Origin of the sequence: Cellulomonas sp. FA1 (assembly GCF_000986825.1) — a bacterium.
In the GTDB taxonomy this organism is placed as follows: Bacteria; Actinomycetota; Actinomycetes; order Actinomycetales; family Cellulomonadaceae; genus Cellulomonas; species Cellulomonas iranensis.
The window spans coordinates 1,402,296-1,418,555 of record NZ_LBMY01000001.1 but is presented as its reverse complement, the minus strand read 5'-3'; the positions used below and the strand labels follow the sequence as shown (position 1 = coordinate 1,418,555).

Genomic DNA, 16,260 nt, shown 5'->3' with positions numbered 1-16,260 from the left:
GTCGGGGTCCGCCGCACGATGCCCGGGGGGACTCCACGACGCGGGGCGCGCGGTCGTCGCGCTGCCACTCGACCCCCAGTGTCGCACACGGCCCGCGGACGGTGCCGGGCGCGTCGCGGTCGCCGCCGCGTCGGCGACCCGGACGCGGGGTCCCACGGGCACCCCTCGGCGCCGGCGCACGGGGCTCAGCGCGTGCCGACCGACGTGCCGTGCGGGTCGTCCAGGACGCCGCGCAGGAGCGTCGTGGCCGCGGGCGTCCACCCGGGTGGCGGCGCGACGGCCGACCACGCGTCGGCGTACTCGCCGACGTACGTGTGCCCGTGCCCGGCGGGTGCCTCGCCCGCGACGAACAGGTCGATCCCGACGCGGAAGAACGTCGCGACGGGGAACCAGTCGACGTCGGGCAGCACGTCCGCGCCGCGGGGCTCGCGCAACCAGTCGGGCTCGGCCAGCAGCAGGTCCGGCGACCACCACACGACGCCGTCCGACGCGTGCTGGAGGTACACGACGCGGGGCCGCTCCCAGCGCGCGCCGCCGCCGAACGTCGCCGCGTCGGCCGTGCGGGACGTGTCGCCCCACCGGACCCGCAGGCCGTCGTCGACCACGGGCAGGATCTCGCGCGAGCCGGGGTCGCGGTGGTCGGTGAGGTCGCGCCACAGCGGCGTGAACCCCGGCGTGCCGGCCCACACGGCGCCGTCGGTGCGCGCGGCGACGTCGGGCAGCGACGCGAACGCGCCCTGCGAGCCGTAGCTGCCCAGCGAGATGCCGAACGCGTAGAGCGCGGGGCGGTCGTCCTCGGGGAGCTGCGACCAGCGCGCGTGCACGGCCTCGAACAGGGCCCGCCCGGCGGCCGGTGGGGTCGCACGGTCCCCGACGAAGCTCACCCAGCTCGGCAGGTACGAGTACTGCATCGCCGCGAACGCGGTGTCGCCGCCCCACAGCAGCTCGACGGCCGCGGCGGCCGGCGGGTCGACCCAGCCCGTGCCCGTGGTGGTCCCGACGACGAGCACCGACCGCTCCCACGCGTCGGTGCGGTCGAGCTCGTCGACGACCAGCCGGGCGACCGCGTCGAGGTCGTCGCCGGCGTCGAGGCCCGCGTACACGCGCACGGGCTCGCGCACCTCGCGGTCCAGTCCCGCGGCCTGCGAGAACCGCGCGAGCTCGTCGACGTCGGGCCCGCCCGAGACGAACCGGCGGCCCTCGCGGCCCAGCGTCCCCCACGCCGCGAGCGAGTCGGGCGAGCCGCTGCGCAGGGACGACGTCGGCGGCTCGTCGCCGGGGTACGTGTCCTGGTCGAGCGCCGCGTACGTCGTCGTCAGCACGTGCTTGACCCCCGCCACCACGGTCCCGTCGAGGACGAGGTACGCCGCCACCGCGACGACCACCACGGCGACGAGCCGTGCCGCGACCGGCGGCAGCAGCCGCCCCGCGAGCCGGGCGACCGCGAGCACGGCCGACCGCAGGCCGCGTGCGGCGAGCACGAGCAGCAGCGCGAGCGCGGCGGCCAGGGCGAGCACGAGCAGCGGCCGGGCGGGCGTCGGGTCGCCCATGCCGAGCAGCGCGCGCGACCGCTCCTGCCAGTCGGCGTCGACGAGCAGCGCCCACACGACGACGACGAGCGCGAGCCCGGCGCAGCAGCGGTGCACGAGCGTGCGCCGCGCACGCGGCCAGGGCGCACGCAGGTCGATGCGGCGTCCGCCCCAGCCGACGAACGTGCCGAGGCCGTAGCCGAGCGCCGCGCACACGCCTGCGATCGCCCCCTGGTACAGCGGGCTGCGGGGCATGAGCGACGGCCCGAGCGCCGCCGCGAAGAGCACGAGCGCACCCACGAGACCCGCGGGGGAGAAGCGGCGGCACCAGCGGGCGAGGGCGGCGACCGCGCGTGCGCCGCGGCGGGGCGGAGCCCCCGGTCGCGGGCGCGAGTCGTCGGCCGTCGTCGCGTCGCTCGACGCCCCCGTCGCCATGCTGGCCACTGTGCCACGCCGCGCGGGCCCGCCACGAGCCTGGCCGCCAGGAGCCGCGGGACGCGCCGGGCGTCGAGCAGGCGCGTCCTCGCTGGTCGAGAGGCCCGTCCCGGTGCCCGGGTGGGTACCGTGGTGCCGGGCGGCCGCGCGGGCCGTCAGGACGGCGGGCGACGATGAGCGACACCGGGTACGGCGACTTCGAGTTCGAGCGGCGCTTCGTCGCGCGCGACGTGCCGGCCGAGCTGCTCGACCCGGCGCCCGCGCTCATCGTGCAGAGCTACTACCTGGCCGACGAGGGGTTCGCGCTGCGCGTGCGCGCGCAGGTCTCCGCCGTGGCGGGCGTCGACGTGCACGACGACGAGGCCACGCTGCTCGAGCGGTACGCCGCGCAGGTCGACTTCTGCGCCGTCACGGTCAAGGGCCCCATGAACGGCGGCACGCGGTACGAGGCGGAGCGGGAGATCGACCCGCTCGTGGGCGTCGAGATGGTGCGTCGCGGCGGTGCGCTCGTCGCGAAGGTGCGGCACTCGGTGTGGCTCGGCGAGGACGGCTGGGTCGTCGACGTGTTCGCGGGCGCGAACGCGCCGCTCGTGGTCGCGGAGGTCGAGCGCGGCGGCCCCGTCACGGACCTCGCGATCCCCGACTTCTGCGTGACCGAGGTGACGACCGACCCGCGGTTCGCGAACGACGGTCTCGCGCACGCGCCCTACGCGGGCTGGGCGACGACGTGGGAGGACGAGCTCGCGCGCACCGGGCCGCGGTTCCTGCAGGGCTTCGGGCACGACCACCGGATGACGGGGATCTGACGCCTCACGCCGTGCGCTCCACCGTGAACGTCATGTCGGCGTACGTGAACGGCGCCTCGGGTCCGTGCCAGACCGCACGCCCCGTGACCACCCGCCGCCCCTGCGCGTCGAGCTCCACCCGGTCCACCGGCGTCGACCAGTGCGTGGGGGTCGACGTGCGGCCGTCCGCGGACGCGCGCCCGCGGTCGTCGGACGCGACGTCGACCAGGTCGCCCGCGGCGTCGAACGTCAGCACCGCGTCGACCGACCCGGTCGCGGTCCGGTAGGTCGCGCGCACACGGCTCGCGTCGACGTCCCGCCAGGTGACCGGGGCGTCGACGAGCGCGGCGGGCGCCAGCAGGCACAGGTCGTCGAGCACGGTGACGACCTCGCTGCGGTCCAGGTCGGGGCCGGCGCCGCGCATCACCGGCACGACGCCGAGCACGTGCGCCGCCATCGTCGCGCGCCCGCCCCGCAGCACGTGCAGCACGTCGACGGGCAGCCCGCCGCGCGTCGCGTCGAGCAGGAACAGCCGTGCGGGGGCGGCGTCGAACGTGTTGGTCTGCTCGCCGGTGAACGGCATCCAGGGCTCGTCCGGGCCGCCGCGCAGGCGGCCCGTGACGGTCGTCCGGACGACGCCGACGTGTGGCCGTCCGACAACGCCGGTGCGGCGCAGCCAGCGCGCGACGAGCGGCGGCAGCGCGTCGACGTCGGCGTCGGACACGGGGGGTGCCGGGTGCGGTCCGGGGGGAGCGGCCAGCGCGGCGACCGCCGAGCGGTAGCGGCCGCGCGGCGACGCGGCGTGCCCGCACCACCACGCGTGCAGCACGGCGAGGAGCAGGAGCGCGTCGGGCACGAGCCCGGCCGCCGCCGCGGGCCATGCCGTCGCGACGAGGGTGACCGACCCTGCGAGCGCGAGGGCTCCGGTCCGCCACCAGCGTGCGCGCCCCGTCGCGAGGCCGACGCCGGCGACCACGGTGAGGGCCGCGACCGCGAGCCACGCGGCGCCCGCCGCGCGCGGCACGCCCAGGGCGGGCACCGCACCCGGAGCCCAGGCGGCGACGGCGCCCAGCAGGTGCACGAGCCCGTGGGCGACGACGACGCAGCCCAGCGCCACGCGGGCGAGCGTGCGGACCGGCCACCGGCTCACCGGTCGGCCGCCGCGCGCAGCGTGCCCAGGCAGCGGCCCACCAGCCGGTCGAGCGCCGCGAGGTCGTCGTCGCCGAGGTCGGCGAACACGGTCGCGACGACCGCGCGCTGGTGCGCGGCCGCGTCGGGGGTGTCGAAGGTGCGCGCGACGAGCGGCGTGACGGCCAGGCGCGTGGCGCGGCGGTCGGCGGGGTCGGGCTCGAGCGCGACCAGCCCGCGGGCCGCGAGCTGGCGCGCGACCTGCGTGACGTTCTGCCGCGACGTCCCGTAGGCGCGCGCCGCCTGCGTGAGCGTCGGCCGCTCGCCGGGGAACCCGCGCACGAGGACCGCGAGCAGCAGCCACTGGCGTGCCGTGACGCCGTAGCGCGCGAGCGCGTCGTCGGCGTACCGCGTGAGGTGCTGCGTGAGGACGAAGAGGGCACCGAGGACGTCGTCCTCGGTCGTGGGGCGATCCATGATGCGCAACGTATTGCGCATCGCGGGTCGCCGAACGGGACCGTCGTCCCGGGCCGGCTCCGGTCGCGCGTCCTGCCACGGGGCCGCGGGGTGCCCGCGGGTGTGCGGGAGGTCAGGCCGGCGCGGCCCCGTGCCCCGCCGGCACGACCTCGCCGTCGCGCACCGGCCCCGGCGGCGTGCCGTCGCCGAACGGCCGCCCACCCAGCACCTCGCGCCCGTGCGCGGTGAGCCACCCGTGCGTCTGCGGGCCCCGCGGCACGATCCCCGACGGGTTGATGTCGCGGTGCACCTCGTAGTAGTGCTGCTTGATCTGCACGAAGTCGACCGTGTCGCCGAACCCGGGGGTCTGGAACAGGTCGCGCGCGTACGCCCACAGCACCGGCATCTCGGTGAGCTTGCTGCGGTTGCACTTGAAGTGGCCGTGGTAGACGGCGTCGAACCGGACGAGCGTGGTGAACAGCCGGACGTCCGCCTCGGTGATCGTGTCGCCCACCAGGTAGCGCCGGTCCGCCAGGCGCTCGGACACGCGGTCCAGCGCGTCGAACAGGCGCGTGTACGCGCGGTCGTACTGCTCCTGCGAGCCCGCGAACCCGCACCGGTACACGCCGTTGTTGATCTCGCGGTAGATCTCGCCCGACACCGCGTCGATCTCGTCGCGCAGCGCCTGCGGGTACAGGTCCGGCGCGCCCTCGCGGTGGAACGCCGTCCACTGCGTCTCGAGGTCGAGCGTGATCTGCGCGAAGTCGTTCGTCACGACCTTGCCCGACGGCACGTCGACGATCGCCGGGACGGTGATGCCCCGCGGGTAGTGCGGGTCGCGTGCCAGGAACGCGTCCTGCAGGCGCGGGATGCCCAGCACCGGGTCGACGCCGCCCGGGTCGAGGTCGAACGTCCACGACCGCTCGTCGTGCGTCGGCCCGCAGATGCCCATCGACAGCGCGTCCTCGAGCCCGAGCAGGCGCCGCACGATCACCGCGCGGCTCGCCCACGGGCACGCGCGCGACACGACCAGCCGGTAGCGGCCCGCCTCGACGGGCCAGCCCTCGGCGCCGTCGGCGGTGATGCGGTCCGTCAGGTAGCGCGTGTCGCGCTCGTACCCGGCCCCCGGCGTCACGTAGACGCCCGGCCGGTCGTGCGCCGACGTGCCGTCGGGCGCCGTCCCGCCGGCCGCGTCGGCGGTCGTCCCGCTGCTCGGTGCCGTGCGCGTCTCGTCGTCCACGCGTCGATCATCCCTCGCCGCACGCGTCGTCGCAGGTGGGCACGCCCGGCCGCCCGTGCCGCGGGGGCTTCGCCCCGGATCACCCCGGTTCCGCGGCTGCGCGGGACGGCCCGCGCCCCTACAGTGGCGACCCGTCGGCGGCCGCCGGCCCGCGGTGGGGGCGCCGCGCGACCGCGGGAGGTGCGGGTGCAGGTGCAGACGTCCGACGGGTCCGAGGTCGCCACCGGGCGCCACGGTCGGCGGCGACCGGGCCGCCCGCGCACGGTCGCGCTCGTCGCTGCCGTCGCCCTCGCGCTCACGGCCGCGTGCTCGTGGGGCACGGCACCCGACGGCGGCGGCACCACCGCGCCGTCCGCGTCGGCGTCCGCGGCCCCGGTGGGTCCGGTCGTGCAGGCGCCCCCGCCGGCGTCGGTCGTCACGGGCGACGAGGTGCGCGCGGCGCTCACGACGTCGAGCACGCTGCTGGCGTCGGCGCCGGTCGTCGTGGTCGCCCCCGGCGGGGACGTCGCCGCGACGCTGACCGCCGCGAGCGCCGCCGTCGCCGTCGGCGCGCCCGTGCTGCTCACGGCCGACGGCGCGGACGTCGCGGGCGAGCTCGACCGCCTGGGCGCCACCCACGTGCTCACGGTCGGGGGAGTGCCCGCGGACGCGCTGCCCGCCGACGCGGTCGTCGTCGCGGTCGCTCCCGGCGCCGACGCCGACGCGCTCGCCGCCGCCACGGGCGCGACGTTCGGCGCCCCGGTGCCGGTCGCGGCCGGCGACGAGGCCGCCGCGGTGCGTGCGCTCGAGGGTCCCGAGCCCGCCGTGCTGCTCGCGGACGACGCCCCGGCGGCCGATCCCGCGGCGACCGCGCCCGGCGCTCCGGGTGGCGGCGCGACCGCCGCGGCCACGACGCCCACCGGCACCGCGGACACGCTGCCCGCGACCGCGCCGGTGACCGCCGACGGCGTCGTCGCGCTCGCGGACGGCCCCGTGCCGCCCGCCGCGGCGGCGACGCTGCGGGCGCTGGGCGTCGCCGTGCTCGACGTCCCGGGCGGCGACCCGCGCGCGACGTCCGCCACGGTGCAGGCCGTCGCGTCGGCGGACCCGACGGCGGTGATCGCCTACGGCGACACGTTCGGCGCGCCCGAGCTGCTCGCGGCCCGCGTCGCGACCGCGCGCACGGGCGTCGAGCTGCCCGGCGGCGGTCAGCTCGTGTTCCCGGCCGTCGCCGGGCAGCCCGGCAAGAAGTACGTCGCGCTGTACGGCACGCCCGGGTCGGGGGCGCTCGGCGTGCTCGGCGAGCAGGACGTGCCGGCGACGATCGCGCGCGCCGAGCAGCACGCCGCCCCCTACCGCGAACTCACGGCCGACACCGTGGTGCCCGCGGTCGAGATCATCGCGACCATCGCGTCGGGCGGGCCCGAGGCCGACGGCAGCTACTCGCGCAAGCGCCCGGTCGAGGACCTGCGCCCGCTGGTCGAGGCGGCCGGCGCGGCGGGGCAGTACGTGGTGCTGGACCTGCAGCCCGGCCGGCAGGACTTCGTGACGCAGGCCCAGCTGTACGCCGACCTGCTCGCCCTGCCGCACGTCGGGCTCGCGCTCGACCCCGAGTGGCGGCTCGCGCCCGACCAGGTGCACCTGCGGCAGATCGGCTCGGTCGGGATCGACGAGGTCAACGCGACAGCGGCGTGGCTCGCGTCGTTCACGCGCGAGCGCGGCCTGCCGCAGAAGATGTTCGTGCTGCACCAGTTCTCGCTGCGCATGATCACCGAGCGCGAGCGTCTGGACACGTCGCACGACGAGCTCGCGCCCCTGATCCACGTCGACGGGCAGGGCAGCCAGCCCGCCAAGGCCGGCACGTGGGCGACGCTGCGCGCCGGCGCGCCGCCCGTGCACTGGGGCTGGAAGAACTTCTACGACGAGGACGTGCCCATGCTCGACCCGGCGCAGACGTACCAGGTGCAGCCGGTGCCGGACCTCGTCACGTACCAGTAGTCCCGCAGCCCTGCAGCCCTGCAGCCCCGTGGCCCCGTGGCCCCCCGCCCGGGCGCGCGACCTGGGCGGTCGCGGGTCTAGCGTGGGCGTGTGACCGAGATCTCCACGGCCGGTGTGCGCATCGGCGTCCAGCTCCAGCCCCAGCACGCCGCCTACGGCCAGATCCGCGACGCGGTGCTGCGCGCCGAGGACCTCGGCGTCGACGTGATCTTCAACTGGGACCACTTCTTCCCGCTGTACGGCGACCCCGACGGCCTGCACTTCGAGTGCTGGACGATGCTCGCGGCGTGGGCCGAGCAGACCGAGCGCGTCGAGCTCGGCGCGCTCGTGACGTGCAACTCGTACCGCAACCCCGAGCTGCTGGCCGACATGGCCCGCACGGTCGACCACATCAGCGGCGGCCGTCTGATCCTCGGCATCGGTGCGGGCTGGTTCCAGCGCGACTACGACGAGTACGGGTACGAGTTCGGCACGGCGGGCTCGCGCATTGCGGACCTCGCGCAGGCGATGCCGCGCATCAAGGACCGGTGGGCGCGGCTCAACCCGGCGCCCGTGCGGGACATCCCCGTGATGATCGGCGGCGGCGGCGAGCGCAAGACGCTGCGCGTCGTGGCCGAGCACGCCGACATCTGGCACTCGTTCGGCGACGTCGAGACGCTGCGCCGCAAGAGCGCGATCCTCGACGAGCACGGCGCCGCCGTGGGCCGCGACACCGCGACGCTCGTCGAGCGGTCCGCGGCCGTCGACGGCCAGGACCCGGCCGACGCCGGGGACGCGATGCTCGCGGCGGGCGTGCGACTGCTGACGACGAGCGCGAGCGGCCCGGACTACGACCTGTCGCTCACGCAGAAGTGGGTGCGCTGGCGCGACGAGCGCCGGTGAGCCTGCGCTGACCCCCGGCTCCGGGAGGCGCCCCGGGCCGCTGCGCAGGTGCGGCGGCCCGGAGGCCCGCGCGCCGACCCGTGCGCCCGCGTCTAGGCTCGGTGCCGATGGACGACCCGACGACCGCCCCGCCCGACGGGGCGCAGCCGCCCGCGGAGCGGGCTCCCCGCACCGTCGGGGCCCGTGCGCGACGCCGGGTGGTCCGCGCGGCGCGCGCCGTCCGGGCGTGGCGGCCCCGGCGGCCGCGGCACGGCTGGTGGCCCGCCGTCGGCCTCGTCGTGCTCGCGGCGGTCGTGTCCGTCGTGTTCGGCGTCACGACCGCGTCGGTGCAGTCGGCGCTGGGGCCGCACGTCACGCGGTACGACGTCACGACCGACTCGACCGTGACGATCGACTTCGGGCCGCTCGGCACGCTGCAGATCGACTCGCCGCTGCCGCTCACCCTCGGTGTGCGCGCCACGGTGCAGGAGATCCCGTCGTCGGTCACCGAGCTCGGCGAGGCCCGCACGCTGCAGGCGCTGAGCAACGACCTGTCGGCGTACGTGCAGTTCTTCTCGGGCCCCGCCGCCGCGATCCGCGACATCGCGGTCGCGCTGGTCAGCGACGCGGCGTTCCGTGCCGCGTCGGCGTTCGTCGTGCTCGTCGTCGCGTGGTGGGTGCTGCGCGCGCTGCTCGGCGTCGCGCGGCGCGACGAGCTCGCCCGCTGGCTCGGCGCGCACGCGCGGCCCGTGACCGCGGGCGGGCTCGCGCTCGTGCTCGGTGCGACCGTCCTCACGTCGAGCGTCGGGCCCGGCGACCGCCCGTCGCAGGCGCACCTGTCGTCCGCGGTGTTCGACGGCACGCCGCTCGCGGGCGCGCGCGTCACCGGTCGGCTCGGCGGCGTCATCGACACCTACGGCGCGTACGCGGTCGACGCGTGGCGGCAGAACGAGACGTTCTACCGCGACGCCGACGCGGCGCTCGTCGCGGCGTGGCAGCAGTGGGAGGACGACGAGTCCGCCCCGGCCGAGGACGATCCCGACGCCGGGTCGCAGGCCGTGCCGGGGGGCGACGGCGAGCCCGGGACGGACGCGGCGGGCGCCGACGCCGCCGCAGACGCGGACGCCGCCGCGGACGCCGACGCCGCCGCGGGCACCGACGCCGGGGGAGACGACGCCGGCCCGGGTGGCTCCGACGGCCCTGACGCAGCCGACGACGACGCGCAGCAGGGCGCGGCAGCCGCCGGCGACGAGCCCACCGCCACCGGCGCACCGACGCGCAGCGCCACGCCGACCCCGTCGCCCGAGGTCGAGCCGGTCGTCCTCGTGGTCGTGTCCGACCTGCACTGCAACGTCGGCATGGCCTCGCTCATCGGCACGCTCGCCGACCTCGCGGGCGCCGACGCCGTGCTCGACGCGGGCGACACCACCATGAACGGCACGTCGGTCGAGCAGTACTGCGTGACGTCGTTCGCGCGCGCCGTCCCGGCCGGGGTGCGGCTCGTGACGTCGCCCGGCAACCACGACTCGCGCGAGACCACCGCGATGTACGCGCGCGCCGGGGCGACGGTCCTCGACGGCGGCGTCGTCGACGTCGCGGGCGTGCGGGTCCTCGGCGACCACGACCCGAAGGAGACTCGCGTGGGCGCCGGGGGCACCGCGGCGGCGTCCGCCGAGACGCCCGCCGAGATGGGCGAGCGGCTCGCCGAGGTCGCGTGCGAGGCGGGCGACGTCGACCTGCTGCTCATCCACACGCCGACCGTGGGCGACGCGGCGCTCGAGGAGGGCTGCGTGCCCGCGCAGGTGTCGGGGCACTACCACCGGCGCGTCGACCCCGAGCAGGTCGGCCTCGGCATCCGGTACATCTCGTCGAGCACGGCCGGTGCCACGCTCAACCAGCCGACCGTCGGGCCGCTGCGCGGGACGGCGCAGCTGACCGTCCTGCGGTTCGACCCGCAGGAGCGGCGCATGCTCGACTACCAGGTCGTCGAGGTGACCCCCCAGGCGACCGTGACGGTGAACCCGCGCCGGCCCTGGCCGCGCGTGGTCGACCCGCAGGACGACGCGCTGAACCCCTGGGCGCCGCCCGCCGGGGAGGGCGCCGCGGACGACGCCGACCAGCCGCCCGAGGCCCCGCTCGCGCCGCCCGCGCAGGACGACGGCACGGACGGCGCCACGGCGGGCTGAAGCGCTTCGGTCGGATGAGAAACGCCCTCGGGGGTTGCGCGACCGCGCACCGGGGTGCTGGCCTGGGTGCTGCGCGCGCACCCGGCACGTCGTCGTGCCGGCGCCCGCGCGGCGTGAGGGGGTGGGCGTGCGACGGCTGCTGGTCGGCGTGGTCGCGGCCGTCGTGCTGCTCGCGGGGGCCGGGCCGGCGCTCGCGGGCCCCGGCGAGGACGTGCTGCGACCCGGTGAGCACCTCGAGCCCGGGCAGTCGCTGCTCGCGCCCGGCGGCGTGCACACGCTCGTCGTCCAGCCGGACGGCGCGCTCGGGCTGTACGCGGGCGACGGCACCGCGCCGCGGTGGTCGTCCGGCCGCGGCGTCGCGGGCTCGGCGCTGACGACCGGCGCGACCGGTGACGTGCGGCTCGTCGCGCCCGACGGCACGCTCGTGTGGAGCACCGCGACGGGCGGGTCGGGCGGCACGCTGCGCGTCCGCGACGACGGCGAGGTCGTCGTGACCGACCCCGCCGGCGCGGTCGTCTGGAGCGCCGGCACGGCCCAGGCGCCGTCGACGCTCGACGGCCCCGCGCGGCTCACGGCCGACGCCGTGCTGTCGTCGCCGGACGGGCGGTACACGCTGCTCGTCGTGCCGGGCGCCGGTGTGCAGCTGCAGGGACCCGACGGGAGCGTGCGGTGGGCGCCCGAGACCGCGACCGCGTCGGCGCGGCCGGGCGCGCCCGCGCCGGCCACGGCCGTCGCGCTCGAGCTGCGCGCGGACGGCAACCTGGTCGCGGTCGACGAGGACGGCGACCGCGTGTGGCGCTCGCGGACCGCGGGCCTGGGTGCGAGGTCGCTCGCGGTCGGCGACGACGGGACGCTCGTGCTGCGCGACGACGCGGGCGACGCGGTGTGGAGCTCGGGCGCACCCGTCGGGCCGTCGACCCTCGACCCGGGCGGCGAGCTCGCACCGGGCGCGTCGCTCGGCTCGCCGTCGGGGCACCTGGGTCTCGTGGTCCGCGACGGTGCGCTCGTCGCGACGTGGGACGGCGAGGACGTGTGGACGTCGGGCGACGTCGGGGGCGCGCTCGTCCGGCTGCAGCCCGACGGCGACCTCGTGCTGGTGGACGCCGACGGGACGCCGGTGTGGGGCACGGCGACGGCCGGGCACGACGGCGCTCGCCTCGTGCTCGAGGAGGCCGCGGTGCTGCTCGTCGGGCCGCAGGGCGGCGTGCTGTGGCAGGTCGCGGTGCCCGCGGACCGCGTCCCGACGGGCGTGCGGCCCGCCGACTGCGCGCAGGTCGACGGGCCCGTGCCGGAGGCCGACACGGTCCGCACGCGGTCCGGGATCCGCGTGCACGCGTGCCTCGCGGAGGCCGTCGACGCGCTCGTCGAGGCGGCGCGCGCCGACGGCGTCGTGCTGGGCGGCGGCGGGTGGCGCAGCCCCGACCAGCAGGTCGCGCTGCGCCGCGCGCACTGCGGCCCGTCCGACCACGACGTGTACGACAAGCCCGCGTCGCAGTGCTCGCCGAGCACCGCGCGGCCGGGGCCTCGCGGCACGAGCGCGGGCTGGCGATCGACTTCACGAGCGGCGGTCGGACGCTCGGCGCCGGCTCGGCGGCGTACGCGTGGCTCGTCGAGCACGCGGAGGCGTACGGGCTCGAGAACCTGCCCGGGGAGCCCTGGCACTGGAGCGTCGACGGCTCGTGAGCCCCCTACGCTGGGGCCCGTGAGCCAGAGCCCTGCACCCCTGACCGCGGTGAGCCAGGACTACCTCAAGGTGATCTGGGGCGCCCAGGAGTGGTCGGACGTGCCCGTGACGACCGGGCTGATCGCCGGTCGCCTGGGCGTGGGTGCCTCGACGGTGTCGGAGACCGTGAAGCGTCTCGCGGACGCGGGGCTCGTGACGCACCGCCCCTACGGCGCGGTCGAGCTGACCGACGCGGGGCGCGCGCACGCGGTCGCGATGGTGCGTCGGCACCGGCTCATCGAGACGTACCTCGTCGAGCGGCTCGGGTACGGCTGGGACGAGGTGCACGACGAGGCCGAGGTGCTCGAGCACGCGGTGAGCGACCGGTTCGTCGAGCGGGTCGCCGACGTGCTGGGGCACCCGGACCGGGACCCCCACGGGGACCCGATCCCGGCGGCCGACGGCACCGTGCACCTGCCCGACGCGCACCCGATGTGGGAGGTCCCGGCGGGGGAGTACCGGGTCGCGCGGATCTCGGACGCCGACCCCGAGCTGCTGCGCTACCTCGAGGACGTCGGCCTGGTGCTGGACGCGCCGGTGCAGCTCGACGAGCGGCGCGCGGTCACGGGCACCGTGAGCGTGCGGGTCGACGGCGCGGCCGACCGGGTCGAGCTGGGCGAGGTCGCGGCCGGGGCGATCTGGCTCGCGCCGCGCGGCTGACGTACCCTCGACGTCATCCCCGCGTGTGGCCGACGGCGTCCTCCCGCCCTGTGTCGAATCGATTCGAGGACCGGCCGTGACCGCCACCGCCCCCACCGCGCCGCGCGTCGGCGAGCCCGGCACGCGCACCGGCGCGGCGCTGTTCGCGCTCGCCCTCGGCGGGTTCGGCATCGGCACCACCGAGTTCGCCACCATGGGCCTGCTGCCCGAGATCGCGCACGACCTCGACGTCACGATCCCCGTCGCGGGCCACGCGATCACCGCGTACGCGCTGGGCGTCGTGCTCGGCGCACCCACGCTCGCGGCGCTCGGCGCACGGCTCGACCGACGCCGTCTGCTCCTGCTCCTCATGGTCGCGTTCACCGTCGGCAACGTGCTCTCGGCGTTCGCGCCCACCGCCGAGACCCTCGTCGCCGCGCGCCTGATCGCCGGGCTCCCGCACGGCGCGTTCTTCGGCGTCGGCGCCGTCATGGGCACCGCCGTCGTCGGGCCCGAGCGCCGCGGGCGCGCCGTGGCCGCGATGATGACCGGGCTGACGGTCGCGTGCGCGGTCGGCGTGCCGCTCACGGCCGTCGTCGGCCACGCGGTCGGGTGGCGATCGGCGTTCGTCGCCGTGGGCGTCATCGGCGTCCTCACGCTGCTCGCGCTGCTCGCCTGGACGCCGTCGCTGCCGTCCGACCCCGCCGCCAGCGTGCGCACCGAGCTCGCGGCCGTCCGCAACCGCCAGCTGTGGGTCGCGTTCGCCGCGGGCGCCGTCGGGTTCGGCGGCATGTTCTCGGTCTACTCGTACGTCAAGCCGCTGCTCACCGACGTCACGGGGCTCGACGTCGGGCTCGTGCCGCTCGTGCTCGCGCTCTACGGCGTCGGCATGACCGCCGGCACGCTCGTCGGCGGTCGGCTCGCGGACCGGTCCGTGCTCGGCACCGTGATCGCCGGCATGGTCGCCACGATCGTCGTGCTCGTGCTCATCGCGCTCGTCGGGCCCTGGGTCTGGGCCGCCGTGCCCGCGATCGTGCTGCTCGGCGTGACGTCGCAGGTGCTCGGGCTGTCGTTGCAGACGCGCCTCATGGACGTCTCGCCCGACGCGCCCTCTCTCGGGGCGGCCCTGTGCCACTCGGCGCTCAACCTCGGCAACGCCGCCGGCGCGTTCCTCGGCGGTCTCGTCATCGCGGCCGGCTGGGGGCTGCTCGCCCCCGCGTGGGTGGGCGCCGCGCTCACCGCCGTCGGCCTGGTCGTCGTGCTCACGGCGGGGCGCACGCCCCCGCCCGCGACGACGCACGCCGCGGCCCCCGCGTCAGCGGCGCCGGCGCCGGGTGCCGAAGATCGTCCGCGTGATCTCCCGGCCGAGCTGGGTGCCCGCTGACCTGAGGAACGCGTCCAGCGGGTCGGCGCCCCGGCCCCGAGCGGTCCCGCTGCCCGCCCGCTCGCTGCGCGCCCGCTCGCGCTCGGCCCGCGCCGCCTCCTGCTCCGCCGCGCGCGCGTCGCGCTCCGCCCGGTCGGCCGCGTCGGCGGCGGCCCGCTCGGCGTCGGCGCGCGCCATGCGGGCCTGCAGCAGCTCGTGCGCCGACTCGCGGTCCACGGGCTGCACGTACCGCGCCGCGACCGGCGACGCCGCCACGGTCGCGTGCACCGTCGCGGGCGCCGCGGGGGACATCGACGCCTCGGGCGCGAACAGCCGGGTCCACGCGACCGGCGTCGGCACGCCGCTCTCGCCCAGCACCGTCACGACGGCCTCGCCCGTGCCGAGCTGCTGCAGCACCCGCTCGAGGTCGTAGGCCGACGCGGGGTAGGTGCGCGCCGCGGCCCGCAGCGCCGCCGCGTCGTCGGGCGTGAACGCGCGCAGCGCGTGCTGCACGCGGCTGCCCAGCTGCCCGAGCACGTCGGCCGGCACGTCCTTCGGGCTCTGCGTGACGAACACGATCCCCACGCCCTTGGAGCGGATGAGACGCACGGTCCGCACGACCTCGGCGAGGAACGCCTTCGACGCGTCGGCGAACAGCAGGTGCGCCTCGTCGAAGAAGAACACGAGCCGCGGCCGCTCGGGGTCGCCCACCTCGGGCAGCACCTCGAACAGCTCCGCGAGCAGCCACATGAGGAACGTCGAGAACAGCGCCGGGCGGTCCTGCACGCCGGGCAGCTCGAGCGCCGAGACCACGCCGCGCCCGTCCGGCGCGGTGCGCAGCAGGTCGGTCACGTCGAACGCCGGCTCCCCGAAGAACGCCCCGGCGCCCTGCGCCTCGAGCGCGACGAGCTGACGCAGGATCACGCCGGCCGTCGCGGCCGACAGCCCCCCGATGCCCGTCAGCTCGGGCCTGCCCTCGTCGCTCGTCAGCCACTGCAGGGTCGTGCGCAGGTCGGCCAGGTCGAGCAGCGCGAGGCCCTGCCGGTCGGCCCAGTGGAACACCAGGCCCAGGCTCGACTCCTGCGTGGCGTTGAGCCCGAGGACCTTGGCCAGCAGCAGCGGCCCGAGGTCGGTCACCGTGGTGCGCAGCGGCACGCCGTCGCCCTCGCCGCCCAGCGCGTACAGCTCGACCGGGAAGCCCGTCGCCGCCCACTCCTGACCGAGGGCCGCGGTCCGGGCGGCGAGCGCCGGGGAGGGCGCGCCCGGCTCGGCCAGGCCGGTCAGGTCGCCCTTGACGTCGGCGACGAGCACGGGCACGCCGGCCGCCGACAGGCGCTCGGCCATGAGCTGCAGCGTGCGGGTCTTGCCCGTGCCGGTCGCGCCCGCCACGAGCCCGTGCCGGTTGAGCATCCCCAGCGGGAGCCGCACGACCGCGCCGGGCCGGGGCGTGCCGTCCTCGAGCAGGACGCCCAGGTCGAGCGTGGGCCCCGCAGCGACGTAGCCCGCGGTCACGGCGCGCTCCAGGTCGGAGACGCCCGCGTCGGGCCCGCCCGGTGCGTCCGTCGTCGCCGACGCGGTCGCGCTCGGCGGGGGCGTCGTGACGTCGTCGCCGGCCCCGCTCGGCGGGGAGGCCGTGACGTCGTCGCCCCCGGAACCGGCGGCGGCGCGGCGGGCGGCCGCGAGCGCGGCGGTCGCTGCGGCGGCCTCCGCCTCGGCGGCGTCGGCGCGGGCGCGCGCGGCGTCGGCCGTCGCGCGCGCCGCCGCGGCCTCGAGCCGCGCGAGCTCGGCGTCCGCGGTGGCTCCCGCGGGCGCGTCCGACGACCTGCCCGACGACGACGGCGTGCTGTCCGACATGACGTGATCCTAGGGACGAACCGGGCGCCGCGCCGGTCCGGGCGCGGGCCGCGGCGCCGGGCGACCGTGCGGCGTCGATAGGAT

General features: G+C 77.5%; 11 protein-coding genes. 6 read left to right on the top strand and 5 right to left on the bottom strand.

Annotation, left to right across the window (positions count from 1 at the left end):
- Positions 1–185 precede the first annotated feature (185 nt).
- Entirely contained in the window at positions 186–1,964 is a 1,779-nt protein-coding gene (locus GY42_RS06310; protein WP_052748238.1) for an alpha/beta hydrolase, read from the bottom strand.
- A gap of 173 nt (positions 1,965–2,137) precedes the next feature.
- Between GY42_RS06310 and GY42_RS06305 the strand changes: the two genes are divergently transcribed.
- Positions 2,138–2,770, top strand: a complete 633-nt coding sequence (locus GY42_RS06305) for a CYTH domain-containing protein (RefSeq protein ID WP_046528686.1) — start codon at positions 2,138–2,140, stop codon at positions 2,768–2,770.
- Between the two features lie 4 nt (positions 2,771–2,774).
- Here the strand turns inward: GY42_RS06305 and GY42_RS18110 are convergent, their stop codons facing one another.
- The 3 genes from GY42_RS18110 to GY42_RS06290 form a co-directional block, all read right to left on the bottom strand.
- Positions 2,775–3,866 carry a DUF6544 family protein gene (locus GY42_RS18110; RefSeq protein WP_152667227.1) on the bottom strand — a complete coding sequence of 364 codons (1,092 nt, stop codon included), beginning with the start codon at positions 3,864–3,866 and terminating at the stop codon, positions 2,775–2,777.
- A 29-nt stretch (positions 3,867–3,895) separates the two neighbouring features.
- Entirely contained in the window at positions 3,896–4,354 is a 459-nt protein-coding gene (locus GY42_RS06295) for a MarR family winged helix-turn-helix transcriptional regulator (RefSeq protein WP_046528685.1), read from the bottom strand.
- 112 nt (positions 4,355–4,466) lie between these two features.
- Positions 4,467–5,468 (bottom strand): glutathione S-transferase family protein, encoded by a 1,002-nt coding sequence (locus GY42_RS06290; protein ID WP_046530626.1) that lies wholly within the window; start codon positions 5,466–5,468, stop codon positions 4,467–4,469.
- A 291-nt stretch (positions 5,469–5,759) separates the two neighbouring features.
- Here GY42_RS06290 and GY42_RS06285 point away from each other — a divergent pair, with 291 nt between their 5' ends.
- From GY42_RS06285 to GY42_RS06265, 5 genes are all read left to right on the top strand, one after another.
- Entirely contained in the window at positions 5,760–7,550 is a 1,791-nt protein-coding gene (locus GY42_RS06285) for a hypothetical protein (protein ID WP_201775257.1), read from the top strand.
- Between the two features lie 99 nt (positions 7,551–7,649).
- The gene (locus GY42_RS06280) at positions 7,650–8,432 is read left to right on the top strand and encodes an LLM class F420-dependent oxidoreductase (protein ID WP_201775301.1); all 783 of its coding nucleotides are present in this window, start codon (positions 7,650–7,652) and stop codon (positions 8,430–8,432) included.
- Positions 8,433–8,539: 107 nt separating this feature from the next.
- The gene (locus tag GY42_RS06275; RefSeq protein ID WP_082131376.1) at positions 8,540–10,597 is read left to right on the top strand and encodes a metallophosphoesterase family protein; all 2,058 of its coding nucleotides are present in this window, start codon (positions 8,540–8,542) and stop codon (positions 10,595–10,597) included.
- A 1,702-nt stretch (positions 10,598–12,299) separates the two neighbouring features.
- Complete coding sequence (locus GY42_RS19345; protein ID WP_046530623.1) at positions 12,300–12,980, top strand: metal-dependent transcriptional regulator; 681 nt, start codon at positions 12,300–12,302, stop codon at positions 12,978–12,980.
- 76 nt (positions 12,981–13,056) lie between these two features.
- Positions 13,057–14,343 carry an MFS transporter gene (locus GY42_RS06265; RefSeq protein WP_046528683.1) on the top strand — a complete coding sequence of 429 codons (1,287 nt, stop codon included), beginning with the start codon at positions 13,057–13,059 and terminating at the stop codon, positions 14,341–14,343.
- On the opposite strand, the gene GY42_RS06260 is transcribed toward GY42_RS06265, so the two are convergent.
- Positions 14,275–16,176 (bottom strand): helicase HerA-like domain-containing protein, encoded by a 1,902-nt coding sequence (locus GY42_RS06260; protein WP_046528682.1) that lies wholly within the window; start codon positions 16,174–16,176, stop codon positions 14,275–14,277. The genes GY42_RS06265 and GY42_RS06260 overlap by 69 nt on opposite strands.
- Positions 16,177–16,260 lie beyond the last annotated feature (84 nt).

Bases quoted from the DNA above. Each gene is read 5' to 3' on its own strand.
- GY42_RS06260 (WP_046528682.1), bottom strand. From the start codon at position 16,176: ATGTCGGACAGCACGCCGTCGTCGTCGGGCAGGTCGTCGGACGCGCCC.
- GY42_RS06295 (WP_046528685.1), bottom strand. From the start codon at position 4,354: ATGGATCGCCCCACGACCGAGGACGACGTCCTCGGTGCCCTCTTCGTC.
- GY42_RS06305 (WP_046528686.1), top strand. From the start codon at position 2,138: ATGAGCGACACCGGGTACGGCGACTTCGAGTTCGAGCGGCGCTTCGTC.
- GY42_RS06310 (WP_052748238.1), bottom strand. From the start codon at position 1,964: ATGGCGACGGGGGCGTCGAGCGACGCGACGACGGCCGACGACTCGCGC.
- GY42_RS06275 (WP_082131376.1), top strand. From the start codon at position 8,540: ATGGACGACCCGACGACCGCCCCGCCCGACGGGGCGCAGCCGCCCGCG.